This window comes from Pseudaminobacter soli (ex Zhang et al. 2022), from assembly GCF_014595955.1.
In the GTDB taxonomy this organism is placed as follows: Bacteria; Pseudomonadota; Alphaproteobacteria; order Rhizobiales; family Rhizobiaceae; genus Kumtagia; species Kumtagia pseudosoli.
This window is the reverse complement of the sequence record NZ_JABVCF010000009.1, coordinates 14592-39033: the sequence shown is the minus strand read 5'-3', so window position 1 is coordinate 39033 and position 24442 is coordinate 14592. Positions and strand designations below refer to the sequence as shown.

At 63.4% G+C, this 24442-nt stretch carries 18 protein-coding genes; 12 read left to right on the top strand and 6 right to left on the bottom strand.

Annotated elements, in window-relative coordinates:
• Window positions 1–96 precede the first annotated feature (96 nt).
• From nhaA to HUI96_RS16960, 4 genes are all read right to left on the bottom strand, one after another.
• Window positions 97–1311, bottom strand: a complete 1215-nt coding sequence (gene nhaA, locus HUI96_RS16975) for a Na+/H+ antiporter NhaA (protein WP_188255872.1) — start codon at window positions 1309–1311, stop codon at window positions 97–99.
• A gap of 344 nt (window positions 1312–1655) precedes the next feature.
• Window positions 1656–2480: a carbohydrate ABC transporter permease gene (locus HUI96_RS16970; protein ID WP_188256110.1), complete on the bottom strand. Its 825-nt coding sequence runs from the start codon at window positions 2478–2480 to the stop codon at window positions 1656–1658.
• 14 nt (window positions 2481–2494) lie between these two features.
• Window positions 2495–3370, bottom strand: coding sequence for a carbohydrate ABC transporter permease (locus HUI96_RS16965; RefSeq protein WP_188255871.1), 876 nt, complete (start codon window positions 3368–3370; stop codon window positions 2495–2497).
• Window positions 3371–3480: 110 nt separating this feature from the next.
• Window positions 3481–4722: an ABC transporter substrate-binding protein gene (locus tag HUI96_RS16960; RefSeq protein WP_188255870.1), complete on the bottom strand. Its 1242-nt coding sequence runs from the start codon at window positions 4720–4722 to the stop codon at window positions 3481–3483.
• Window positions 4723–4896: 174 nt separating this feature from the next.
• Here HUI96_RS16960 and HUI96_RS16955 point away from each other — a divergent pair, with 174 nt between their 5' ends.
• The 4 genes from HUI96_RS16955 to HUI96_RS16940 all read left to right on the top strand — a co-directional run bounded on the left by HUI96_RS16955 (window position 4897) and on the right by HUI96_RS16940 (window position 9350).
• Window positions 4897–5973, top strand: a complete 1077-nt coding sequence (locus HUI96_RS16955) for a sn-glycerol-3-phosphate ABC transporter ATP-binding protein UgpC (protein ID WP_188255869.1) — start codon at window positions 4897–4899, stop codon at window positions 5971–5973.
• A 126-nt stretch (window positions 5974–6099) separates the two neighbouring features.
• Window positions 6100–6588, top strand: coding sequence for a MarR family winged helix-turn-helix transcriptional regulator (locus HUI96_RS16950; protein ID WP_425299232.1), 489 nt, complete (start codon window positions 6100–6102; stop codon window positions 6586–6588).
• A 22-nt stretch (window positions 6589–6610) separates the two neighbouring features.
• The gene (locus HUI96_RS16945; RefSeq protein ID WP_188255867.1) at window positions 6611–7744 is read left to right on the top strand and encodes an HlyD family secretion protein; all 1134 of its coding nucleotides are present in this window, start codon (window positions 6611–6613) and stop codon (window positions 7742–7744) included.
• Between the two features lie 67 nt (window positions 7745–7811).
• The gene (locus tag HUI96_RS16940; protein ID WP_188255866.1) at window positions 7812–9350 is read left to right on the top strand and encodes a DHA2 family efflux MFS transporter permease subunit; all 1539 of its coding nucleotides are present in this window, start codon (window positions 7812–7814) and stop codon (window positions 9348–9350) included.
• Window positions 9351–9404: 54 nt separating this feature from the next.
• On the opposite strand, the gene HUI96_RS16935 is transcribed toward HUI96_RS16940, so the two are convergent.
• Window positions 9405–10361 (bottom strand): sugar-binding transcriptional regulator, encoded by a 957-nt coding sequence (locus HUI96_RS16935; protein WP_188255865.1) that lies wholly within the window; start codon window positions 10359–10361, stop codon window positions 9405–9407.
• Between the two features lie 294 nt (window positions 10362–10655).
• Between HUI96_RS16935 and HUI96_RS16930 the strand changes: the two genes are divergently transcribed.
• The 7 genes from HUI96_RS16930 to HUI96_RS16900 all read left to right on the top strand — a co-directional run bounded on the left by HUI96_RS16930 (window position 10656) and on the right by HUI96_RS16900 (window position 18880).
• On the top strand, window positions 10656–11963 hold the full coding sequence (locus HUI96_RS16930; RefSeq protein ID WP_188255864.1) for an ABC transporter substrate-binding protein: 1308 nt from the start codon (window positions 10656–10658) through the stop codon (window positions 11961–11963).
• Window positions 11964–12134: 171 nt separating this feature from the next.
• Window positions 12135–13007 carry a carbohydrate ABC transporter permease gene (locus HUI96_RS16925; protein ID WP_188255863.1) on the top strand — a complete coding sequence of 291 codons (873 nt, stop codon included), beginning with the start codon at window positions 12135–12137 and terminating at the stop codon, window positions 13005–13007.
• Between the two features lie 11 nt (window positions 13008–13018).
• Complete coding sequence (locus HUI96_RS16920) at window positions 13019–13843, top strand: carbohydrate ABC transporter permease (protein WP_188255862.1); 825 nt, start codon at window positions 13019–13021, stop codon at window positions 13841–13843.
• A gap of 19 nt (window positions 13844–13862) precedes the next feature.
• The gene (locus HUI96_RS16915) at window positions 13863–14861 is read left to right on the top strand and encodes an ABC transporter ATP-binding protein (protein WP_188255861.1); all 999 of its coding nucleotides are present in this window, start codon (window positions 13863–13865) and stop codon (window positions 14859–14861) included.
• A 132-nt stretch (window positions 14862–14993) separates the two neighbouring features.
• Window positions 14994–16466 carry a mannitol dehydrogenase family protein gene (locus HUI96_RS16910; RefSeq protein WP_188255860.1) on the top strand — a complete coding sequence of 491 codons (1473 nt, stop codon included), beginning with the start codon at window positions 14994–14996 and terminating at the stop codon, window positions 16464–16466.
• Between the two features lie 138 nt (window positions 16467–16604).
• Entirely contained in the window at window positions 16605–17285 is a 681-nt protein-coding gene (locus tag HUI96_RS16905; RefSeq protein ID WP_188255859.1) for an HAD family hydrolase, read from the top strand.
• Window positions 17285–18880: an FGGY-family carbohydrate kinase gene (locus HUI96_RS16900; RefSeq protein WP_188255858.1), complete on the top strand. Its 1596-nt coding sequence runs from the start codon at window positions 17285–17287 to the stop codon at window positions 18878–18880. The genes HUI96_RS16905 and HUI96_RS16900 overlap by 1 nt, the downstream gene beginning before the upstream one ends.
• Here the strand turns inward: HUI96_RS16900 and HUI96_RS16895 are convergent.
• Complete coding sequence (locus tag HUI96_RS16895; RefSeq protein ID WP_188255857.1) at window positions 18877–19410, bottom strand: L-2-amino-thiazoline-4-carboxylic acid hydrolase; 534 nt, start codon at window positions 19408–19410, stop codon at window positions 18877–18879. The genes HUI96_RS16900 and HUI96_RS16895 overlap by 4 nt on opposite strands.
• A gap of 245 nt (window positions 19411–19655) precedes the next feature.
• Between HUI96_RS16895 and HUI96_RS16890 the strand changes: the two genes are divergently transcribed.
• The gene (locus tag HUI96_RS16890; RefSeq protein WP_210320212.1) at window positions 19656–24377 is read left to right on the top strand and encodes a response regulator; all 4722 of its coding nucleotides are present in this window, start codon (window positions 19656–19658) and stop codon (window positions 24375–24377) included.
• The last annotated feature ends 65 nt before the right edge of the window (window positions 24378–24442 follow it).

The following is a 24442-nucleotide window of genomic DNA, read 5'->3' as shown; positions in this document are numbered from 1 at the left end:
TCGGTAATGCCATCCGCGGCGTTTCTGCAGACGTGCAGATTAACTCATCGGCTTAATGGTTCGCGGAGCGGCCTGTCCTCTCCGGACCGCGGTCGCTCACCGTCCCGCGGTCTGCGACAGACGGGCGGCCTTTGGCGCCGGTATCTGTCGCGGCGCAAAGCGCAGCAGCGTCCACCCAGCCAAGCCGGCGAGCGTCGAGCCGAGGAGGATGCCGATCTTCACCTCCTCCTGGAGGAGGGCGTCGTTGGCGAAGGCGAGCAGCCCGATGAACAGGCTCATGGTGAAACCGATGCCGCAAAGGAGCGATACGCCCACCATTTGCAACATGCCTGCGCCCATCGGTACGTCGGCAAGGCCGGTGCGTATGACGGCGTAGGAAGTGCCGAAGACGCCCACCAGCTTGCCGGCCAGCAGGCCGAGCGCCACGCCGAGCGTGAGCGGGTCGAACAGGGCCGCCAGGGTGAGTCCTTTGAAGGAGACGCCGGCGTTCGCAAAACCGAAGATCGGGATGATGCCGAAGGCAACCCAACCATGCAGACCATGCTCCAGCCTATGCAACGGAGAACCGGCCAAGTCGTCCGGCCGGCCGCGCGAAGGGCTTAGCGGGATGGTCAGGGCAAGCAGAACGCCCGCGATCGTGGCGTGGACGCCGGAGCGGAGGACGAAGAACCAGAGCACGGCACCGAGCAGCAGATATGGCCAGATCCGCAGCACCCCGAACTTGTTCATGGAGACGAGCGCGGCCAAGACGATTGCCGCGGCGCCAAGATCGAACATGGACAGGTCGCCCGTGTAGAAGATCGCGATGATGACGACGGCGCCAAGGTCATCGATGATCGCAAGCGCAGCGAGAAAAACCTTCAGCGAGGTCGGGACACGCGAGCCGAGCAGCGACAGTACGCCTAGGGCAAAGGCGATGTCGGTGGCGGATGGAATCGCCCAGCCGCGCATTTTCTCCGGGTCGCCCCAGTTGAACGCGATGAAGATCAGCGCCGGCACGATCATGCCGCCGAGCGCGGCGATGCCGGGCAGCATGCGCCGGCTCCAACTCGACAACTGCCCGTCGATCATCTCCCGCTTGATCTCGAGGCCGACGAGCAGGAAGAACACCGCCATGAGCGCATCGTTGATCCAGTGCTGGACCGAGAGCGGACCGACATAGGCGTGCAGAGACTGGAAATACGTGTCCGACAGGGGCGAGTTGGCCACGATCAATGCAAGCGCCGCGGCAGCCATGAGGATAAGCCCGCCGGATGCTTCGCTATCGAGAAATGCTCGTAGAACGGACAGGGGACGTTTCGCGTCTCGCATCAATCACCGTCTGTAGTGCGCAAATGGGACCAAAGACCTGCTGCGGGGGGAATCGTTCCCCGTTCGATCCGGCGACCCATCGAATAGGGTCTTCAAGCAAATTGGGGAAGTCCAAGAGCGCAAAACTATCCGGGAGCAATTCTGCTCGCGTTGCGCTGGCCAGGGTCTGACGGGAGAGCTCCCGGAGTAGGGAAAGAGACTATGAGAGGAGGGTGTCGGGCGGAACGGTCGAAGAAGAAGCCGCGGATATCCGCGCCCGCGCCGCTCGAAGGCTTCCACCTTGCCCTCGGCTTTCTGAACGTCAAGCCGAGCCGTTATCCCGAGTTACCGAGGGACGTCTGTGCCTACTTGACGGCCCCGAGTGCCAGTCCTCGCACGAGATAGCGCTGCAGCCAGGCGAACACTACCGCGACGGGGATGGTCGCCACGAAAGCCGCGGCCATCACATGGTGCCACTCGACCGTGTAGCGGCCGGCCACTAGCGAAAACACCTGGATCGGCAAGGTGTAGCTCTCCTGCCGCCTCAGCATGGTCAGCGCGATGACGAACTCGTTCCAGGCGTTGATGAAGGAGAAGATGGCGGTCACCACCATGGCCGGCAGCGCCAGCGGCAGGAACACCCGCACCAGCGCCTGCCAGGACGAAGCTCCCTCCATCCATGCCGCTTCCTCCAGATCGCGCGGGATGGTCGAGAAATAGCTCTGCAGCATCCAGACCGAGAAGGCGATGTTGAAGGCGGCGTAGACCGCGACCACCGAATTCACGTTGTCTAGGAGTTTTAGCGCGACCACGAGGCGGAAGAGCCCGATCACCAGCACGATCGGCGACAGCATCTGGCTGACGAGAAGGAACTGCTGGAAGTAGCCGCGTCCGGTAAAGCGCAGCCGGCTCATCGCGTAGGCGGCGGGGATGGACACGATCAGCGATATCAGCGTGGAAAGGACGGCGACGTAGATTGAGTTCATCAGTGCCGTGCCAAAGTTGGTGGCCTTCCACATCGTCACGAAGTTCTCGAGCCGCACCTCGCTCGGCCACCAGGTCGGGCGCAGGACCTCGGTCGGCGGCTTGATCGCGGTGATGAACATGACCGCGAACGGGAACAGCACCGCCACGACGAGCGGCGACAGCACCAGCCAGCACAGGATCGTGCGCCGCGCCTTGGGCGACATCCTCCTGCCCGGCTTCATGCACGTTCTCCCCGCATGGCGAGCCGCACGTAGATGATCGTGAACAGCAGCAGCAGGGCGAACATCATCAGCGACAGCGCGGATGCCTCCCCAAGCTTCCCGAAGTTGAACCCGAGCTTGTAGAGATAGGTGACGAGGATGTCGGTCGAGTTGGCGGGACCTCCCTGGGTGGTCGCCCAGATGATCGGGAAGGAATTGAACACGTTGATGGTGTTCATCACGACGGCGATGTTGAGGAAGGGGCCGAGCAGGGGCAGGGTGATGCGCGAGAACATCTGCCAGTTGCTCGCGCCTTCGAGCTTCGCTGCCTCGTAAAGGTCGTCGGGGATCGAAGATAGCCCGCCGAGGAAGATCGTCACCGTGAACGGGATCGAGACCAGGATGCCGATGACGATCTGGACGGGGAAGGCGGTTGCCGCCTGTGCCAGCCACTGGACGTTCTGGTCGATCAGCCCCAGGCCGCGCAGCGCTGAGTTGAGCATGCCGCTCTCGCCGTTGAGCGCCCAGCGCCAGACGATCGCGGTCATAGTGAGCGAGACCGCCCAGGGCAGCATGACGATGATGCGCGCCAGCCCGCGCCCGTAGAAGTCTTCATTGAGGACCAGGGCCACCGGAACGGAAAGGATGATGGTTCCCGCCACGATGCCGAAGGTCCATATGCCGGTGCGGGCAAGCGCGCTCAGGAACTGCGGGTCGGTGAAGACGGCCACGTAGTTCTCCAGCCCGGCGAACCCCTTGAGCTGGCCGAAGCGGTTCACTTCGCTGAGCGAGATCTGGCCAAGTTGGAGAAGCGGCCAAAGGATGATGAAGGCGGCGAGGAAGAATCCGGGAGCGACCAGCACGTAGGGATTGGTCAGGAACGAGCGATTCATGCCGTATTCGTCGCCATCGTGGTCAGTCCTCGATAGTCCCCGGACCGCGCGGGTCCGGGGAAGGGGAACCGGCCGGGCCGACAGGGCCCGACCGTCTAGCGGGAAGCCTGCTACTTGTTCTTGGCGATGATGCCGTCGATCTCGGCCGCGGCGGCGTCCAGGGTCGGCTTGATCTCGCCCTGGCCGAGATAGATCTTCTGTATCGCGTTCGACGTCACCGCGGCGATTTCCTCCCAGCCGGGAATGACCGGCGCGAAACGGGCGTTCGGCAGGAGGTCGGTAAACGCCTTCAGGTCGGCATTCTCGGCAAAGACCGGGCGAGTCGCCTCTTCCTTGTTGACGGGCAGGAAGCCTTCGCCGGCGGTGAACTCCTCACGCTTGTCGGTGGTGAAGAGATAGTCGAGGAATTTCCAGGCGGTCTCCTTGTTCTGGGAGTTCTCGAACATGATGATCGAGTCGGTGACGCCATAGGTGCCGCGGTCGCCGTTCGGGCCGGCGGGAATGGCCGCCACGCCGTACTTCAGGTTCGGAGCTTCCTCCTTGATCTGCGCCGCGAGGAAGGGCGCCGTGATCATCATGCCGACGCGGCCCTGCTTGAACAGGTTCTGCACGTCCTCGCGATTGAGCGAGGTGACGCCCGGCTCGGTCAGGCCCTCGTCGATCAGCGACTTGTAGAGTTCGGCCGCCTTGTAAGCAGCCTCGCTGTCGAGGCCGGACGTCCCGTCCTTGTCGATCAGATTGCCGCCCTGGGACCAGAACGCGTAGTAGAAATAGACGTCGGTCTCGATCTCCTTGCCTTGGAGGCCGAAGCCGTAGACGTCGCCGCCCAAGGCCTTGATCTTCTGCGCGGCCGCCTTCAGTTCGTCCCAGTTGGCAGGCGGCTGGGTGATGCCGGCTTTCTCGAACAACTCCTTGTTGTAGTACATGGCGCGGGCCGAAGCCGCGATCGGCAGGCCGTAGGTCTTGCCGTCCATCACCGATGGCGACAGGAAGGTCTCGATGAAGCGGCCCTTGAACTCGTCGTTCATGTACTCATCGAGCGGCGCCGCTACGCCCTGCTGGACATAGTCGATCAGCCAGCGCGTGCCGATGATGGCGAGATCAGCATTGGCGCCGCCAGAGATATCGGTCGTCAGCTTCTGCTGCAGCACATCCCAAGGCACCACTTCGATCTGAATGTCGGAGCCGGGATTGGCAGCTTCGAATTCGGAGGCGACCTTCTCGAAATAAGGACCGGTCTTCGAACTATATTCGGCCACAGTAACACGGACGGTGTCGGCATAGGCGTTGCCTGCCAGCGCAATAGCGGCGACGCTTCCTACGAACGCCGTCTTCAACCAGTTGAACGACATATCTCTCTCCCTCTTGGGTTCGCAGCCCTGTCGCGCAGTAAAAGCGCCGGTCTTGCCCCGCCGACACAATTTTGCATCTAGGAAGCCTTTTCAAGCGGAATGTTAGAAGCCAGTTGCCATTGAGCCTGACCACTGGCAGCCTTACCCTCAGAAAAATGAAAACGGGGGTGGCCGGTGGCCGATCTGAGCCTGCGCAACATCGCCAAGCGGTTCGGCAGCGTGAAGGTGGTCGAGGACCTGTCCCTCGACATCGCCGATGGCGAGTTCATCGTGCTCGTCGGACCTTCGGGTTGCGGAAAATCGACGCTGCTGCGAATGATCGCCGGCCTCGAGGAGATATCGGACGGCGACCTGCTGATCGGCGGCGAACGCGCAAACGACGTCCCGCCGCAGAAGCGCAACATCTCGATGGTGTTCCAGTCCTATGCGCTGTTCCCGCACATGACTGTCAGGAACAACATCACCTTCGGCCCGCGGGTCCGCGGAGAGCCGGAGCAGGCCACCGAGAGCGCGTTGACCCGGGCGGCAGGCATCCTCAATCTTTCCCCTTACCTTTCGCGGACGCCGGGGCAGCTTTCGGGCGGGCAGCGGCAGCGCGTTGCCATGGGGCGCGCGATCGTGCGCGATCCGAAGGTCTTCCTGTTCGATGAGCCGCTGTCCAACCTCGACGCCAAGCTGCGCGTGCAGATGCGCACCGAGATCAAGGCGCTGCACCAGAAGCTCGGCACCACGATCGTTTACGTCACCCACGACCAGATCGAGGCGATGACCATGGCCGACCGCATCGTGGTGATGAACGCCGGCCGTATCGAGCAGATCGGAAAACCGCTTGAGCTCTATGATCATCCCGCCAATCTGTTCGTGGCGAGTTTCATCGGCTCGCCGGCCATGAGCTTTTTGCCGGGCACGCTCCGCCGCCGCTCGGGTCAGACGGCGGTGGAACTGGCCGACGGCACGATGCTGGCCGCCGCGGATGTGGCAGCCCAGGAGGGAACAGCCGTGGAGGTCGGTATCCGGCCCGAGAAATATCAGCTTTCGGATGATGGTAGGCTGCGCCTGACCGTGGAGGTCGTGGAGCCGACCGGCCCCGAAACCCACGTCTTCGGCCGTGTTGCGGATCGCGATGTACGTTGCGTCTTCCGCTCGAGGATCGAGCCCCAACCCGGAAGCGTGCTCACCCTCCAGGCCGACCCCGCCGACATCCAACTGTTCGACGCCGGATCAGGTGAGAAGCTGGTCCTCGCGGCCTAATCGAAAGCCTCGTACCCCCACGCAATTAAGCCACGCATCTGCGCGATGGCTGCCATGCCCTTCATGCATGGCTGAATCAGCGGGTGCATTCTTGTCTAGTAAGCATGCTTATAATATATGCTGCTCATGAAAAGCGGCGGTACAATCCCACTTGGCATCCTGATCCATCACGCGGCGCGCCTGATGCAGAAACGCTTCGAACTGCGCGCGGCTGACTACGGTCTTTCCTCTGCGCAATGGCGGCTGCTCGTCCGGCTGATCAAGGACGAGGGCGTGGCGCAGAAGCGGCTGGCGGAACTGCTCGAAATCGAGCCGATCAGCGTCTCGCGACTGCTGGACCGGATGGAGGAAGGCGGCTGGATCGAGCGCCGGGCCTCCAGCGAAGACCGGCGCGTGCGGATGGTGTTCGCGACCGAGAAGGCCCGCGGTGCCTTCGGAAAGGTGAAGGAAGTCGCGGGGACGATCTACGACGAGGCGCTTGCCGGCCTGTCGGAGGCTGAGCGTAAGACGCTGGTGCACGCGCTTGAGACGATCGTGGCGAACCTGGCAGACGGCGAGCCCGTCTGCGGAGCGCCCGGGCGGGACGATGCAACTGCCGCGCGAGAGACAAATTGAGAGTGCCGGAAGGTGCGGGACGATGAATGCAAGAACCAAGGCGGACGAGACCGCCGAGAAGATCGATATGACGGTGGCTGATGCTGCTACGCCGGCTCCCAAGCCGAAGCTGCGTCGATTCCGGCGCTTCGTGCTGATGCTGGCGCTGCCGCTCCTGCTTGCGGCAGGCGGAGGCTATCATTGGATGACCGGCGGGCGCATTCAGGAGACGGACAACGCGAATCTACGTCAGGCGCGGGTGACGATTTCGTCCGAAGCTTCGGGCCGGGTGGTCGAAGTCAATCTGGCCGAGAACGCCATGGTAAAGGCAGGCGACGTGCTCTTCGCCATCGATCCCGAGCCCTATCGCATCGCGCTCAACCAGGCCGACGCGGCTCTTGCGCAAGCGCGGCTCCAGGTCGAGCAGCTTCGCGCCTCCTACAGCCAGGCGATCGCGCAGCAGAAGCTTGCGAGGGAAGAGGTCGCGTTTCAGAAGACGCTTCTCGACCGGCAATCGGCCTTGACCCAGAAGGGGATCGGCACGCAGTCGGCGCTGGACACGGCCCGCCATGACCTCGAAAAGGCGCAGCAGCAGCAGGCGACCTCCGAACAGGTGATCGCCAGCGCGCGTGCCGCGCTGGGCGGCGACCCGGAGATCCCGACCGATCAGCATCCCTCCGTTCTGGCCGCCCAGGCAGCCCGCGACAAGGCCGCCTGGCAGCTCGGGCTGACGACGGTCCGCGCGCCCGCCGACGGGATCATCTCGCAGGCGGCCTCGTTCAAGTCGGGACAGATGGTCTCCGTGGGGACGCCTCTCTTCAGCCTGGTGGAGACCGGGGACACCTGGGTCGAGGCCAATTTCAAGGAAACCCAACTGACGAACATGAAGCTCGGCCAGGAGGCGGACGTCTGGCTCGACACCTATCCTAACCGTCCCATCAAGGCGAAGGTGGACTCGATCGGCGCCGGCACGGGATCCGAGTTCTCGCTGCTGCCTGCCCAGAATGCGACCGGCAACTGGGTGAAAGTCACCCAGCGAATTCCCGTGCGGCTGAAGCTGGAGAGCGACGATCCCTCGCTGCTGCTCCGGACCGGAATGAGCGCGACCGTCGAGGTCGACACCGGCGTGCAACGCCATCTCGGCGATTTGTTCGGGACCGCCTTCGCGGCCGAGTAAACCTCTGGAAATGAGCTCTCGGCGCAGGTGCCCGCCGGGCCTCCGCGCCGAGTGGATGTGATTTGCTATGACTGCTCCAAACAATGCCGGCGGCGTGCAGCATCGCGGCCTGATCACGATCTCGATCATGCTCGGCACCATCATGCAGGTGCTCGACACGACGATCGCCAACGTTGCGCTACCGAACATGACCGGTGACCTGGGCGCCAGCCAGGACACTATCAACTGGGTGCTGACCTCCTACATCGTGGCCGCTGCGATCATGACGCCGGTCACCGGCTGGCTTTCGGACCGTTTTGGCCGGCGCGAGCTGTTCCTTACTTCGATCGTCGGCTTCACCGTCGCTTCGATGGCCTGCGGACTGTCGTGGAGCCTGGAATCAATGGTCGGCTTTCGGGTTCTGCAAGGCCTGTTCGGCGCGGCGATCGTGCCGCTGTCCCAGACCTTCCTGCTCGACATCAACCCACCGGAGCGTCACGGCTCGGCGATGGCCATGTGGGGCGCCGGCATCATGGTCGGCCCGATCATCGGCCCGACGCTCGGCGGCTGGCTGACCGAGGCGTTCAACTGGCGCTGGGTCTTCTTCATCAACCTGCCGGTCGGCATCCTCGCCTTCCTCGGATCGGCGATCTATCTGCCGAGGGCCGCGAAGAGGCTGCGCGGTTTCGACTTCTTCGGCTTCGCCATGCTCTCGTTGGGCGTCGGCGCGCTTCAACTGATGCTCGACCGCGGCGCGGAGGTGGACTGGTTCTCGGCCGCGGAGATCTGGATCGAACTGGGGCTTTCGATCACCGGCTTCTGGATCTTCGCCATCCATCTGCTCACCGGCAGGGACACCTTCATCGACCCGGCGATCTTCAAGGACCGGAATTTCGTCACGGGGCTGATCTTTATCTTCGTGGTCGGCATCATCCTGCTGGCAAGCCTTGCCTTGCTGCCGCCGATGCTGTCGCGGCTCTTCAACCATTCAACCATCCTGACCGGACTGGTGATGGCGCCGCGCGGCGTGGGCACGATGATCTCGATGATCCTGGTTGGCCGTCTCGTGCGGCTGGTCGATGCGCGACTGCTGGTCGTTACGGGCCTGGCCCTGACCGCGTGGTCGCTGCACGATATGACGACATTCTCGCCGCAGATGGACGACCATCTCATCATCCTGTCCGGGGTCATCCAGGGACTGGGACTGGGGCTTGTGTTCGTGCCGCTTTCGACCGTCGCGTTCGCCACGCTCGACCCCCGGTTCCGCACCGATGCCGCGAGCCTGTTCAGCCTGGTGCGCAACATCGGCTCGTCGATCGGCATCTCGATCGTCACCGTGCTGCTCACGCAGAACATCCAGGTGAACCACGAGGAGCTGTCGGCAGCGATCAACCCCTTCAACCCAACGCTTCAGACGCTTTCGCCCGCCGCAGCCAGCGGCGACATCACGGCGCTGGCGCGGGTCGATCAGTTGGTCAACGCTCAGGCGATGATGATTTCGTACATCAACGACTTCAAGCTGATGATGATCGTCACGCTGTCGGCAATTCCGCTGGCATTGTTCCTTCGCAAGCCGAAGCTTGCACCTGCAGCGGCGGGCGCGCCGGCCGCTGCTCATATGGAGTGACGGCTACCAAACGCGGCTGTGGCCGAAGCGGCCACAATGCACTCTGATCGGAGGCTACTCAACCACGAGCGCTGACGCTGTCCGTTCGTCGGTGATGATGCCGTTGACCAGGCGGCGGTTGAGCGCGGCCCGGATGGCGGGCAGCTTCGTCTCACCCATGGCAAGTGCTACGACGAGCGACTTCTCCCGCGACGGCAGCGGCGCGGCCGCGACACGCTCGTTGGTCAGGCCCTCGATCATGCGGCCGTCGCGGTCGAAGGCCCAGCCGACGATCTCACCCACAGCGCCGGCCTTCTGCAGCGCCTTTAGCTCGGCTTCGGTGATGAAGCCGTCCACGTAGAGCGGCGCATTGGGGCCGAGATCACCGATGCCTACGAAAGTGACGTCGGCTTCCGCCGCCAGCGCCATGGTCTGCCTGATCATGGGCTGGCTGTGCAGCATCTCGCGCTCGGCCGGCGAAGAGGCGATGACCGGCAGGGGCATGGGGTAGGCGCGCGCCTTGATCAGGTCGGCGATGGTGAAGATGACGTTGTAGTAGGCGGCCGACCCATCGGGTGCGATGTTGCCGGTCAGCGAGATGATTTTGTGCTGCGGGCATTCCATCGGGGCGAGTTGCTCGATCGCCGCCTTTAGAGTCCGGCCGGTGCCGATCGCCATCACGACGGGCTGCGGCGAGCGCAGGCGCTTCTCGATCTCGGTGGCGGCCGCCTCGGCAACACCGATGGTGGTGGAAGAGTTGCCGGGGTCGCTCGGCACCACCTCGACCAGATCGAGCGCGAAGCGTGATTTCAGCTTTTCGCCGAGCTGCAGGCACTCGGCAATCGGATGGTCGAGCCTTACTTTGATCAGGCCCTCCGAGACCGCCAGCGATACCAGCCGCTGCGCCGTCTGGCGCGAAACACCCAGCTTCGACGCGATCTGGTCCTGCGTGTTGCCGGCAACGTAATAGAGCCAGCCGGCCCGCGCGGCATCGTCGTGTCGGCCAATCGTTGCTTCTACCCGGCCAGCCATTATCGCCGTCGCTCCTTGAGACCATTCCATCGCAGCGTGGGCAATTTCTGCCAGAGTGGGCAGGTGCTCGCAAGCGCCATAGCTACAATATCCCAAGTCAGGGAACAAAGGGCTAGCATCTTGGTCGAGGACCGCAAGGTCCTTAGGTCAAGCGCACGCTGGCGGCGGGAAAGGAGGGGCCGCGTCATTGTTGCGCTGCAGCACTGAAACCGACTTGACGCACGGGAATTCAGATGAGTAAATGCCCATAGTAAAGGCATTTGCTCATTTTTGTGGCTTTGGGAGGAGTACCAGATGAATATGCGAACGCTCGTTCTGGGCGCTACCGTCAGCCTGTTCGCATTTGCCGCGCAGGCGGAGACGATCACGATCGCCACCGTCAACAATGGCGACATGATCCGCATGCAGAAGCTGACCGACGACTTCACCTCCAAGAACCCGGATATCCAGCTCCAGTGGGTGACGCTGGAGGAGAACGTGCTGCGCGAGCGCGTCACGACGGACATCGCTACCAAGGGCGGACAGTATGACGTGATGACCATCGGCACCTACGAGGTGCCGATCTGGGCACGCCAGAACTGGTTGCTGCCGCTCGACAAGCTCGGCGCCGACTATGACGTCGACGACCTGATCCCGGCGATCCGCAACGGCCTTTCGGCCGACGGCAAGCTCTACGCGGCGCCCTTCTACGGCGAGTCGTCCTTCGTCATGTACCGTAAGGACCTGATGGAGAAGGCCGGCCTCACCATGCCGGACGCGCCGACCTGGGAGTTCATCGCCGATGCTGCGCGCAAGATGACCGATCGCGCCAACGGCATCAACGGCATCTGCCTGCGCGGCAAGGCGGGCTGGGGCGAGAACATGGCGTTTCTCACCGCCATGTCCAATTCCTTCGGCGCGCGCTGGTTCGACGAGCAGTGGAAGCCGCAGTTCGATCAGCCGGAATGGAAGAACACGCTCGACTTCTATGTGAACCTGATGAAGGACGCCGGCCCGCAGGGCGCCTCGTCCAACGGCTTCAACGAAAACCTGGCGCTGTTCCAGCAGGGCAAGTGCGGCATGTGGATCGATGCCACGGTCGCAGCTTCGTTCGTGTCGAACCCCAAGGACTCCACCGTGGCCGACAAGGTCGGCTATGCGCTGGCGCCCGATACCGGGCTTGGCAAGCGGGGCAACTGGCTGTGGGCCTGGTCGCTCGCTGTTCCGGCCAGCTCGCAGAAGGCCGACGCAGCCGAGAAATTCATCTCCTGGGCGACGAGCAAGGCCTATCTCGATCTGGTCGCGAGCAAGGACGGCTGGGCGAACGTGCCTCCCGGAACGCGCACCTCGCTCTACAATAATCCAGAGTACCAGAAGGCCGCGCCCTTCGCGAAGATGACGCTGGACTCCATCAACGCAGCCGACCCGACCAAGCCGACGGTGAAGCCGGTTCCGTACACGGGCGTGCAGTTCGTCGCCATTCCCGAGTTCCAGGGTCTTGGCACCACGGTTGGCCAGCTCTTCTCGGCGGCTCTGGCGGGCCAGATGTCCGTCGACGATGCGCTGAAGCAGGCGCAGGAAGCCGCGACGGCGGCCATGACCGAAGGCGGCTACATCCAGTAAGGCCTCCCAGGGCCTCCGCCGCTCGGACGTCCGGGCGGCCCTCTTTCTAGGAAATTCGTCGAGATGCGGGCAGTGTGGCCCATCGGATATACTCGGAAGGCGGACGATGCGGCCTAAGCCGGTGTAATCCGATGCCCGGCTCTGCTGGCCGGCTATCACCTGGGTGACGCGATGGCTACGAAGCAAACCAACTCGCTGGCGCGCCTGATGATGGCGCCCTCGGTCATCCTGCTCCTAGTCTGGATGGTCGTGCCGCTGGCATTCACGCTGTGGTTCTCGTTCCAGCAGTACAACCCGCTCAATCCCATCCGGGACGGGTTCGTCGGCTTCTCCAACTACCTGCTGTTCTTCAACAACCCGGCCTTCATCGCTTCAATCATCAATACGCTGCTTCTCGTTGTCAGCGTTCTTCTGATCACCGTCATCGGCGGCATCCTGCTGGCGCTGCTGCTCGATCAGCCGATGTGGGGGCAGGGGTTCGTCCGCATCCTGGTGATCTCGCCGTTCTTCGTGATGCCGCCAGTGGCCGCGCTCGTCTGGAAGAATATGCTGATGCATCCCGGCTACGGCGTATTCGCCGATATGGCGCGCTTCTTCGGGCTCCAGCCGATCGACTGGTTCGCGCAATATCCGCTGTTTTCGATCATCCTGATCGTGGCATGGCAGTGGCTGCCCTTCGCGACGCTGATCCTGCTCACCTCGCTCCAGTCTCTGGACGGCGAGCAGAAGGAAGCCGCGGAGATGGACGGGGCGGGCGTGCTCAGCCGCTTCTGTTACCTGACGCTGCCGCATCTTGCCCGGGCGATCACCGTCGTCGTGCTGATCCAGACGATCTTCCTTCTGTCGATCTATGCCGAGATCCTGGTCACGACCAATGGCGGACCGGGGTACGCCTCCACGAACCTGCCGTTCCTCGTCTACCAGAAGGCACTGCTCGAGTTCAAAATCGGCCAGGCCTCCGCTGGCGGCATCATCGCGGTGATCCTCGCCAACATCGTTGCCTTCTTCGTCATGCGTTATGCCGGCCGCAATCTGGATCGCTAGGGAGACTCGAGATGGCGCGCGCAGTCACCACACGGCACCGGACCATCGCCACCGTTGCGGCCTGGATCGTTGCCCTGCTGATCTTCTTCCCGATCCTCTACACGATCATCACCTCGTTCAAGTCGGAGGCGGAGGCGATACAGGGCTTCAGCCTGATCCCGTCCGGCACGATCGAAAGCTACGCCGAAGTCGAGGCGCAGCGCGGCTATTTCCACTTCTTCCTGAACTCGGTGATCCTGTCGGTGGGCTCCACCGTGCTGGCGCTGATCATTGCCGTCCCTGCAGCGTGGGCGATGGCATTCTCCCCGACCCGCCGGACCAAGGACGTGCTGATGTGGATGCTATCCACGAAGATGATGCCGGCCGTCGCGGTGCTCTTTCCCATCTACCTGATCTTCCGCAATCTCGGCCTGCTCGACAGCCGTATCGGCATCACCGTCATGCTGATGCTGATCAACCTGCCGATCGTGGTGTGGATGCTCTACACCTATTTCCGCGAGATACCGGGCGAGATCCTCGAGGCGGCGCGCATGGACGGCGCTTCGCTGTGGGGCGAGATCATTTACGTGCTGACGCCGATGGCGATCCCGGGGATCGCCTCGACCATGCTGCTCAACATCATACTGGCATGGAACGAGGCGTTCTGGACGCTGAGGCTGACCACCGCCAACGCCGCGCCGCTGACGGCCTTCATCAGTTCCTTCTCGAGCCCGGAGGGTCTGTTCTGGGCCAAGCTGTCGGCGGCTTCGACTCTGGCCATCGCCCCCATCCTGATCATGGGCTGGTTCTCGCAGCGCCAGTTGGTACGCGGGCTGACCTTCGGTGCGGTGAAATAGACATTTTCACGAGGATCCAATGGGCAAGATCGCGCTGAGGAACGTGCACAAGGCCTTCGGGGCGACAACGATCATCCCGAAGATCAACCTGGAAATCGAGGACGGGGAGTTCGTCGTCTTCGTTGGCCCCTCCGGTTGCGGCAAGTCCACCCTGCTGCGCCTGATCGCCGGGCTGGAGGACACCACCTCCGGCAATATCCTGATTGACGGGCGCGATGTCACCAACGAGGCGCCGGCCAAGCGCAAGCTAGCGATGGTGTTCCAGTCCTATGCGCTCTATCCGCATATGACCGTCGCGAAGAACATCGCCTTTCCGCTGAAGATGGCGGGCGAGAAGCGGGATATCATCGAAAAGAAGGTCCAGGATGCGGCGCGGGTACTGAACCTGAGCAGCTATCTCGACCGTCGGCCCGGCCAGCTTTCGGGCGGGCAGCGGCAGCGCGTCGCCATCGGCCGCGCCATCGTGCGCCAGCCCTCGGCCTTCCTCTTCGACGAGCCGCTGTCGAACCTCGATGCTGCGTTGCGCGGCACCATGCGCCTGGAGATCAGCGAGCTTCACCAGCAACTCGGGACCACGATGATCTACGTCACCCACGACCAGGTCGAGGCCATGACCATGGCCGACAAGATCGTGGTGCTCAACGCCGGCAATGTCGAGCAGGTGGGTACGCCGTTGGAGCTCTACCGCTCGCCGCGCAACCTGTTTGTCGCGGGCTTCATCGGTTCTCCCCGAATGAACCTGATCAATGGGCGGCCGGCGGAGAAACTGAATGCAACGACCATCGGCGTTCGGCCGGAGCACATCGTAGTCTCGACCACGGCCGGGGAGTGGACAGGCATAGTCGGCGTGGCCGAACATCTCGGGGCCGATACCTTCATCCACGTCAACACCGACGAGGCCGGGACGATCACGGTGCGCACGCCCGGCGACGTGCCCGTGCAGCACGGCGACACGGTCTATCTGACGCCCGACGCTACGCGCATCCACCGGTTCGGAGAGAGCGGGCTGGCCATGTGACCGCGTCGCGGGGGCGGGGGCCAACCACGAAGTGCAACGACCGGGGCGTTCCCCTGATTGGAGGGCAGAGGGAGCAGTTCCAGCAGCACATGCGGCTTCGGTCGATTTGCAGCACCGAGGAGAGATCGAACCATGACCGTAAGACTGTCTTCCTCCAATCTCGCCAAGCTGCCGGGCTCGGTCGCGGTGCCGTCCTACAAACGCTCGGAGATCAGCGCCGGCATCCTGCATTTTGGTGTCGGCAACTTCCATCGCTCTCATCAGGCCGTCTATCTCGACGACCTCTTCAACCTGGGCGGCGACCATGATTGGGGGATCGTAGGAGCAGGCGTTTTGGAGGGCGAGAAGGCGGGCCGCCAGAAGCTTGCCGAACAGGATTGGCTGACCACGGTGGTGGAACAGGACGCCGGCCATGCGGCTGCCCGCGTCACAGGTGCTATGGTCGACTTCCTGGTGCCGGGCGATACCGACGCTATCGTCGCCAAGCTGGCGGATCCCGCCATCCGCATCATTTCGCTGACGATCACTGAGGGCGGCTATTTTATCGACCCGTCGACTGGCCGCTTTAATCCTCAAGACCCCGACATCGTCACGGACGCCGGCGACCCGGACCACCCGAAGACCGTGTTCGGCCTGATCCTCACCGGATTGAGACGGCGCAGGGAGGCGGAAGAGAAGCCGTTTACGGTGATGTGCTGCGACAACATCCCCCACAACGGGCATGTGACCATGGACACGCTTTGCGGCCTGGCCGAGCTCTACGATCCTGCCTTCGCTTCATGGGTCGCGGACAATGTCGCGTTCCCGAACGCCATGGTTGACCGCATCACGCCGGCGACCACGGATCGCGAGCGAGAGCTCCTGAAGCAGGAGTTCGGCGTCGAGGACGCCTGGCCGGTCTTCTGCGAGCCGTTCAAGCAATGGGTGCTGGAGGACAGGTTCACGCTCGGTCGCCCGGCCCTGGAGAAGGTCGGCGTGCAGTTCGTCGAGGATGTCTCGCCTTTCGAACTGATGAAGATCCGCATTCTCAACGGCGGCCATGCGGCGATCGCCTACCCTGCGGGGCTGATGGACATCCACTTTGTGCATGAGGCCATGCAGCACGAGCTGGTGCGCGGTTACCTCGAAAAACTTCACCTGACCGAGATCATGCCCACGGTGCCGCCGGTGCCGGACACCGACCTCGAAGCCTACCGGCAATTGATCGTGCAGCGCTTCTCCAATCCGAAAATTGGCGACACCATCCGACGGCTCTGCCTGGATGGTTCGAACCGCCAGCCGAAATTCATCATCCCGACGATTGCAGACCAGCTGAGGGACGGCGGCTCCATCGAAGGGCTGGCGCTGGAATCGGCACTGTGGTGCCGCTATTGCTACGGCACCACCGAATCCGGCGCCGAGATCGCGCCCAACGATCCCAATTGGGACCGGCTGGTCGCCACCTCGCGATCCGCGAAAGCCGATCCCGCCGCCTGGCTCGGCATGGAAGACATTTACGGGGAGGTCGGCAGGGCGCCGGTCTTTGCGGAAGCTTTCGCAAGGCACCTTACCGCGCTCTGGCGCAACGGCACCAGGACCGTACTCGGGCGATATCTTTCCGGCTGATTGCCGCAGGGAACCGGAATGGGTTCCGAAGGACGCGCGGCTGATATAGCGTCGCGCCGCGTCGAGTGGGGAGACGTGAAGTCGGATCGTCCTCGTTGCTCCTGGCCGGCCGAGAGCCCGCCCAAACAGGAACGTAGGATGACTATCGGACTCGTCATTTTCGATTGCGACGGCGTGCTCGTTGACAGCGAGCCGATTTCGATCGCGGTGCTGCGAGGCGTGCTGGCGAAGAACGGCGTGGCGATCTCGGAGACCGAAGCATACGACCGCTTTCTCGGAAAGAGCATGGCGACCATCGCGCAGTTCATCGAGGGCGATTTCGGGCTCGTGATCACCGAGGCGCATCGCGAGCAGATCCGTGCCGACCTCTTCCATCGCTTCGAGGCGGAACTGGAACCCGTTCCGGGCATTCGTGAGACGCTTTCGGAACTGAACATCCGCCGATGCGTCGCCTCGTCTAGCCAACCCGACCGCATCCGCTTTTCGCTCCGACTGACCGGGCTTCTGGAATTGCTGGAGCCGCACATATACAGTGCGACCATGGTCAAGCGCGGGAAGCCTTCCCCGGATCTTTTTCTACACGCCGCCAGCGAAATGGGCGTGGAGCCGACCAGGTGCGTCGTCATCGAGGACAGCCCGGCGGGCGTGATGGCCGCAAGGAGCGCCGGCATGCGGGTACTCGCTTTCATTGGCGCGCTGCATGCGGCTCGGCCCGGTTTCCGCGACAAGCTAGCCGGGCTCGCGCCGGACGCGATATTCGACGACATGCGCGAATTGCCCTCAATGCTGGCTCGCATGCCGGCGCAACCGAGCTTGTGATGCAGCAATTCGTCTGTGCCGTCGACGTCGGCACGGGCAGTGCTCGGGCGGGCATCTTCGATTTATCAGGCGAGTTGCTTGGCCGCGCCGAGGTGCCCATCCTCACCCGGCAGGTTCGGCCCGGCGAAGGCGAGCACGACTCCCGTCAAATCTGGGAAAGTGTCTGCGAGGCGGTAAGAGCCGCCCGCAGCCAGGCAGGGGTCGCGGCTGAAGCGGTCCGAGGAATTGCCTTCGATGCGACCTGCTCGCTCGTGGTCAGGGGCGGCGACGGCGCGCAATTGCCGGTTTCCCCGGATGGAGAGGCGCATTGGGACACGATCGCCTGGTTCGATCACCGCGCGCTGCGGGAAGCCGACGAATGCTCGGGGTTTGAGCACGAGGTGCTGGCGAATGCCGGCGGGCGCATGTCGCCGGAGATGCAACTGCCCAAGCTGATGTGGCTGAAGCGCCATCTGCCCGGGACATGGCGGGCCGCTGGCGCAATCTCCGACCTCGCGGACTTTCTCGCCTGCAGCGCATCCGGTTCGGACGTCCGCTCGCAAAGCACGCTCGCCTGCAAGTGGGGATACCTGCCGCACAGAGCCGATCCGTGTCCCAGAGAGTTTCTCGAAGCCGTCGGGCTCGAGGACCTGACCGAAAGGGCGGGGATTTCGTCCGGTGTAGCGCGTCTTGGTACCGGGGTCGGGCGCCTCACCCAGCGCGCGGCAACGGCGCTTGGCCTCTCCGCAGAATGCTGGGTGGGGGCAGGGGTGGTCGACGCTTATGCGGGCGCATTGGGTGTTCTGGGCGGCCTCTCTGCGGGAGAGTTGACTGGGCACGCCGCCCTGATCGGCGGGACCTCGAGCTGCATCATGTTCGCGTCGGAAACGCCCAAGCCACTGCCCTCCGTCTGGGGACCCTATCTGGACTCCGCCCTCCCGGGCCTGTGGATGAGCGAGGCGGGGCAATCCGCCACCGGCGCTTTGCTCGACCATGTCATCCGCCTGCATGGGAAGGAGCCGAGCGCGGAGATGCATGCCCGCATCGCGGCTCGGGTTCGCGAGTTGAGATGCATCGAAGGCCCGGACTTCGCATCGCGCCTCCATGTCGTGCCGGATTTCCATGGAAGGCGCGCGCCGGACAGTGATCCCCACGCGCTCGGCGTGATCAGCGGGCTCTCGCTGGACGTCTCTTTCGACAGCCTTTGGCGGCTCTATTGGCGGAGCTGCGTGGGGATCGCGCTGGGCGCGCGCAAGATTATCGAAACGCTGCGGCAGTCCGGGCGGGCGATCACCACGCTTCACGTGGCAGGGGGGCACCTGAGGAGCCAGTTGCTGATGGAGCTCTATTCCGACGTGCTCGACTGCATCATCGTGGAGCCCCAAAGCCCCGATCCCATGCTCCTCGGCACCGCCATGATCGCTGCCGCCAGTGCCGGGCTCCATCCCGATCTCGCCGCGGCGGCGCGTAGGATGAGCAGCAACGGCGTGGTGCGCCCGGGGACGGGAGCGTCATATGAGCTGGACTACCGCATCTTCCTGGAACTGCAGCGCCAGCGCCGCGAGATCGAGGCGATGATGAGATCCGACGACGCCTCTGTGCGGAATCTCAGTTAGGTTCTCGCCGACGGCTCCTCGGAGGACTGGCCGCTCGTTTCCCTCGGCTGCTCCTGCCGCTCATATCTGTACCGAAAAGTGCAGCGCGGCGCGCCGGCCATGATGGTGTGCTCGCGGTCCAGCTTGATGTTCGGATCATAGCCCTGACAGAAGGTTCCGTCGCGGTTGCAGGACAGCAGGTGGCCGATGTGGCCGAGGCCCATGTCCCTGTACATCTCAGCATATCTGCAGCGCGTGACGTCGAAGTCGAAGACGGTATCCGACGCCTGCTGGACCTCGATCTCCAGCGCGCCGTCATGCGTCCACAACTCGTACAGCTTGATGAAATCGGCCATGCTTGTGATGCCGCCTGGAGCCTTCGCGGCAAATCTCCGTCCTTCCTCGACCGCCGCCTTGCGGATGGCAGAGTCGATGATCGTATCGGCCTGATCCTTGCCGATCGCGGCCACGAGTTCCTGGTAGATGGGGCCGATCACCTGCGCCTGGATGCGGCGTTTGACCAGCGTCGGCAGTTCTTCCTGTTGGTTCATGCCTGTCCTATGTAATTGCGATTGGCTCTCAAGGGTCCCATCTTAGCAGGGACAAGCAGTCAGGACCCTAATGTACATTCATAATCGTCGGTTGTGTGATCAGAGGGCGGGCGTCGCCGAAAAGCACGGTGCGACTTCCCGTTACGCCAGGCGCAACGCATCGGTCCTCGCAGCGTTGCCGTCGCCTACCGCCCTCCTTATACATTTGTTTCTGCGGCAAAAATTGCGCGCCTGAAGGATCACTGTTGAACCACGCTTCAGAACAGCCTCGTCCCGGCTTGGAACTATCGGCCCTGGGATTTCTTTCCGGTGGCGGCGAAATGGGCGCGCTGATCCGTGCCCATGACTGGGGCTCGACGCCGCTGGGCGACCCGCAGACATGGCCACAGAGCCTCAAGACCGCCGTGCGTATCATGCTGCTGTCCCGCCAGCCGATCTGGATCGGCTGGGGCAAGGACCTGACCTACTTCTACAACGACCCGTACAAGTCGATCATCGGCGGCAAGCACCCCTGGGCGCTCGGGCGTCCCACCTCCGAGGTCTGGAGCGAGATCTGGGACGACATCGGCCCGATGCTGGACACGGCTCTTGGCGGCCACGAGGGCACCTACGTGGAAGAACAGCTCCTGATCATGGAGCGCAACGGCTATCCCGAGGAGACCTACTATACCTTCTCCTATACGCCGATCCCGAACGATGACGGAACACCTGGCGGGATCATCTGCGTCAACACGGACGACACCCATCGCGTGATCGGCGACCGCCAGCTCGCGCTGCTGCGGGAACTGGCAACGGCCGCATCGGACGCGCGCGCCTGGCGGGAGGCCTGCGAGCGGAGCGCCGCAGCGCTTGCGGTAAACAGACACGATATTCCCTTCGCGGTGATCTACGTCGCAGACCCGGAGGGTCGAAGCGTGTCGGTTGCGGCTACCGCCGGCATCGAACCAGGCCACGCCGAATTTCCCCGGACAGTTTCCTTCGAACACGGGTCGATCTGGCCGTTCGCCGAGGTGCTCTCGGATCAGGAACCTCGCTTGGTCACCGAGCTTGGCGCCAAGACGGGAGGCAGCCTTCCAACCGGCCCCTGGTCCAAGCCTCCGAACCAGGCGGCGCTCATTCCGATCCTGCCCGCGGGAGAGACTGGTCGCGCCGGCGTTCTCGTGGTCGGACTCAATCCCTTCCGTATCTTCGACGAGGACTATCGGAGCTTCCTCGCCTTGGCGGCCGGGCAGATCGGCGCGGCGATCGCCAATGCTCAGGCCTATGAGGAGGAACGCAGGCGCGCCGAGGCGCTGGCCGAGATCGATCGCGCCAAGACCGTCTTCTTCTCCAATGTGAGCCATGAGTTCCGCACGCCTCTGACCCTCATGATGGGTCCCATGGAGGACGTCCTTTCCAAGCCGGAGGGCGCCATCCCGAACTCCGACCGGGAGCTGATCCGGACGGCGCATCGTAATGGCCGGCGTCTGCTCAAGCTGGTCAACTCCCTCCTGGACTTCTCGCGTCTCGAGGCCGACCGCGCCCAGGCAAGCTATGAGCCCACCGACCTTTCCGCCTTCACCGCCGAACTCGCCAGCAATTTCCGCTCCGCCACGGAGAAGGCTGGCCTGGAGCTCACAGTGGACTGCCCGGCGCTGCCTGAGCCGGTCTATGTCGACCACGAGATGTGGGAAAAAATCCTCCTCAATCTCGTATCGAACGCGTTCAAGTTCACCTTCGATGGCGGGATCAGTGTCAGCCTTAGGGCTGACCCCGACGCGGCGGTCCTGAGGGTCCGTGATACCGGCACCGGCATTCCGAAGTCGGAACTCCCGCGCCTGTTTGAACGCTTCCATCGGGTGGACGGCGCGAAGGGGCGTTCTTTCGAGGGGAGCGGGATCGGCCTTGCCCTGGTGCAGGAACTGGTCAAGCTGCATGGCGGCTCGATCAACGTCGAAAGTGAAGTGGGACATGGCACGACCTTCCATATCACCATTCCCTTTGGCAAGGAGCATCTGCCGGCTGTCCGCGTTCGCGAGGCCACAAGCCTGACGCCGTCGGCGGCGCGCGCCTTCGCCTATGTCGAAGAGGCCTTGCACTGGCTTCCGAATGCGAATGCCGAGGACAATGCGACTGAAAGGACGATCGTCGGCTCCTCTTCGGACATCCCGGTATCCAGTGGCGAGAAGCGGTTCCGGATCCTTGTTGCGGACGACAATCCGGACATGCGCGACTATGTCCAGCGTCTGCTCGGGACTCAGCATCAGGTCGAAGCCGTTCCGGACGGGCAAGCCGCGCTTGATGCGGCGCGAGCCCGCCGCCCCGATCTCATCCTCACCGACATCATGATGCCGAGGCTCGACGGCTTCGGGCTCATACGCGCCATTCGCGACGAACTTACGCTCAGGGACGTACCGGTCATCGCCCTGTCAGCGCGAGCCGGCGAGCAAGCCAGCGTAGAAGGCATCGCGGCCGGTGCGGACGACTATCTGGTCAAACCCTTCTCCGCACGCGAGCTCATCGCCCGGGTCAATGGCGCGCTCGACATGGCGCGGATGCGTCGTCAGATGAACGAGGCCCTGCGCGAAAGCGAGGAGCGGTTCCGCAACATGGCGGACAACTCGCCGGTGATGATCTGGACGACCGATCCCGGTGGCCTCTGCACGTTCATCAGCCGCTCCTGGTACGAGTTCACCGGCCATTCACCGGAGACGGCGCTTGGCCGTGGCTGGCTCGAGACGACCCACCCGGACGATCGTGGCCGGTTGGAAGAGATCTTCCTCGCCGCCAACGAACGCGGGGAGCCGTTCTCGCTGGAATACCGCCTGCGAAGACGGGATGGTTCTTATGGCTGGGCCCTTGAATCCGCCACTCCCTGGCTTGGCGAGGATGGCAACTTCCGTGGCTACATCGGCTCGGTCGTCGACATAACGGATCTCAAGGAAGCGGAGCTTCAGGCCGCGCGTCTTGCTGCGATTGTCTCCTCATCCGAAGATGCAATCATCAGCAAGAACCTGGAGGGCCGCATCACGTCCTGGAATTCAGGCGCCGCCAAGCTATTCGGTTACGAGCCGGAGGAGATGATCGGGCAGTCGATCCTGAGGCTGATCCCGCCCGAACTCCATCGAGAGGAAGAGGACATCATCGGAAGGCTCCGCAAGGGCGAGCGCGTCGAGCATTTCGATACTATCCGCCTTACCAAGGATGGTCGAAAGGTTGATGTCTCGATCACCGTTTCGCCCCTCTCGGACAAAACCGGAAAGGTCATCGGGGCCTCGAAGATTGCCCGCGAGATCACCGTCCGGAAGCAGTTGGAAGAGGCGCAGCGTCGGCTGAACGAACTGCTCGAGAATCGGGTGGCGGAAGCGATAGCCGAGCGCGAGCAGGCCGAGATGCAACTGCGCCAGGCGCACAAGATGGAGGCGGTCGGCAAGCTCACCGGCGGTGTCGCGCACGACTTCAACAACCTGCTGCAGGTGATCGGCGGAAATCTCCAGCTATTGTCCAAGGAGATAGCGGGAAATGGGCGGGCCGAGGAACGCGTGCGCAACGCGCTGCTCGGCGTGTCGCGCGGCTCGAAGCTCGCTTCGCAACTGCTCGCCTTCGGTCGGCGTCAGCCGCTCGCGCCCAAGGTCGTCAATCTCGGGCGTCTCGTCCGCGGCATGGACGACATGCTGCGGCGTTCCATCGGTGAAGCCGTCGAGGTCGACACCGTTATATCGGGCGGCCTTTGGAATACCTTCGTCGATACCGTCCAGATGGAAAACGCGTTGCTCAACCTCGCGATCAATGCGCGCGACGCGATGGACGGGCATGGCAAGCTGACAATCGAAGCCGGCAACAGTTACCTTGACGACGCATACGCAGCCGGCCATGCGGATGTGAGACCGGGGCAGTATGTGATGCTGGCGGTGACCGATACCGGATGCGGCATCCCGGCGGAAATCCTGGACCGGGTCACCGAGCCGTTCTTCACCACCAAGCCCGAAGGGCAGGGTACCGGGCTTGGCCTCAGCATGGTCTACGGCTTCGTCAAGCAGTCCGGCGGCCATGTGAATATTTACAGCGAGCCGGGTGAAGGCACGACGGTGCGGATGTATCTGCCCAGGGCGCGGCAACAGGAAGATGTCGCGGTCGAGTTCAAGGGCGGCACGGCTGTCGGCGGTACCGAGACCGTGCTGGTCGTGGAGGACGACGAGGGCGTACGCGCTACCGCAGTGGATATGCTTTCCGACCTTGGCTACCGAGTGCTCCAGGCGAACGACGCGGATAGCGCCCTGATCATACTCGAGAGCGATGTACCGATCGACGTATTGTTCACCGACGTGGTCATGCCCGGCACGCTCCGCAGCCCGGAACTTGCCCGCAAGGCGAGGGAGAGGCTTCCGAACATCGCCGTGCTGTTCACATCCGGCTACACCCAGAACGCCATCATTCACCATGGCCGTCTGGACGAGGGCGTCGAGCTTCTCAGCAAGCCCTATTCGCGCGAGGAACTCGCCCGCAAGATCCGCCAAGTCCTGGGCAACCAGCAGCAGCGGACAGATGCCCAGCCCGCGGAGGCGCGGCACGTGGAAGAGAGTAGTACGCAGCCCGCGCAAACCATCCACTCTGAGGCCGCGAGCACCGAAGGCGCCCGACCGTTGCGGGTCCTGCTGGTGGAGGACGAGGCGCTGATCCGGTTCGCGACGGCAGACATGTTGGACGAACTGGGCCACGCGGTGCTGGAGGCCGGCGATGCGGAGGAGGCGTTGCGGCTTCTTGGCGAGAATCGGGTCGACGTTCTCTTGACGGATTTCAGCCTGCCGGGAACATCTGGCGGCGACTTGGCCGCGGAGGCCCTTCATCGCCTGCCCGATCTGCGTGTGATCTTCGCCTCCGGCCACGACCTTTCGCGGGCTAAAAACCTGCCGGCGGGGGCAGGCCATCTGATGAAGCCCTATACGATCGAAGGACTGGCTGAGGTCCTGAAATCCGTGATGCGATGACCGCGGCGTAGTCGGGCCTTCGTGATCGCTGACATCTCGGCGCTGCATGGAACAAATTGGAGGTT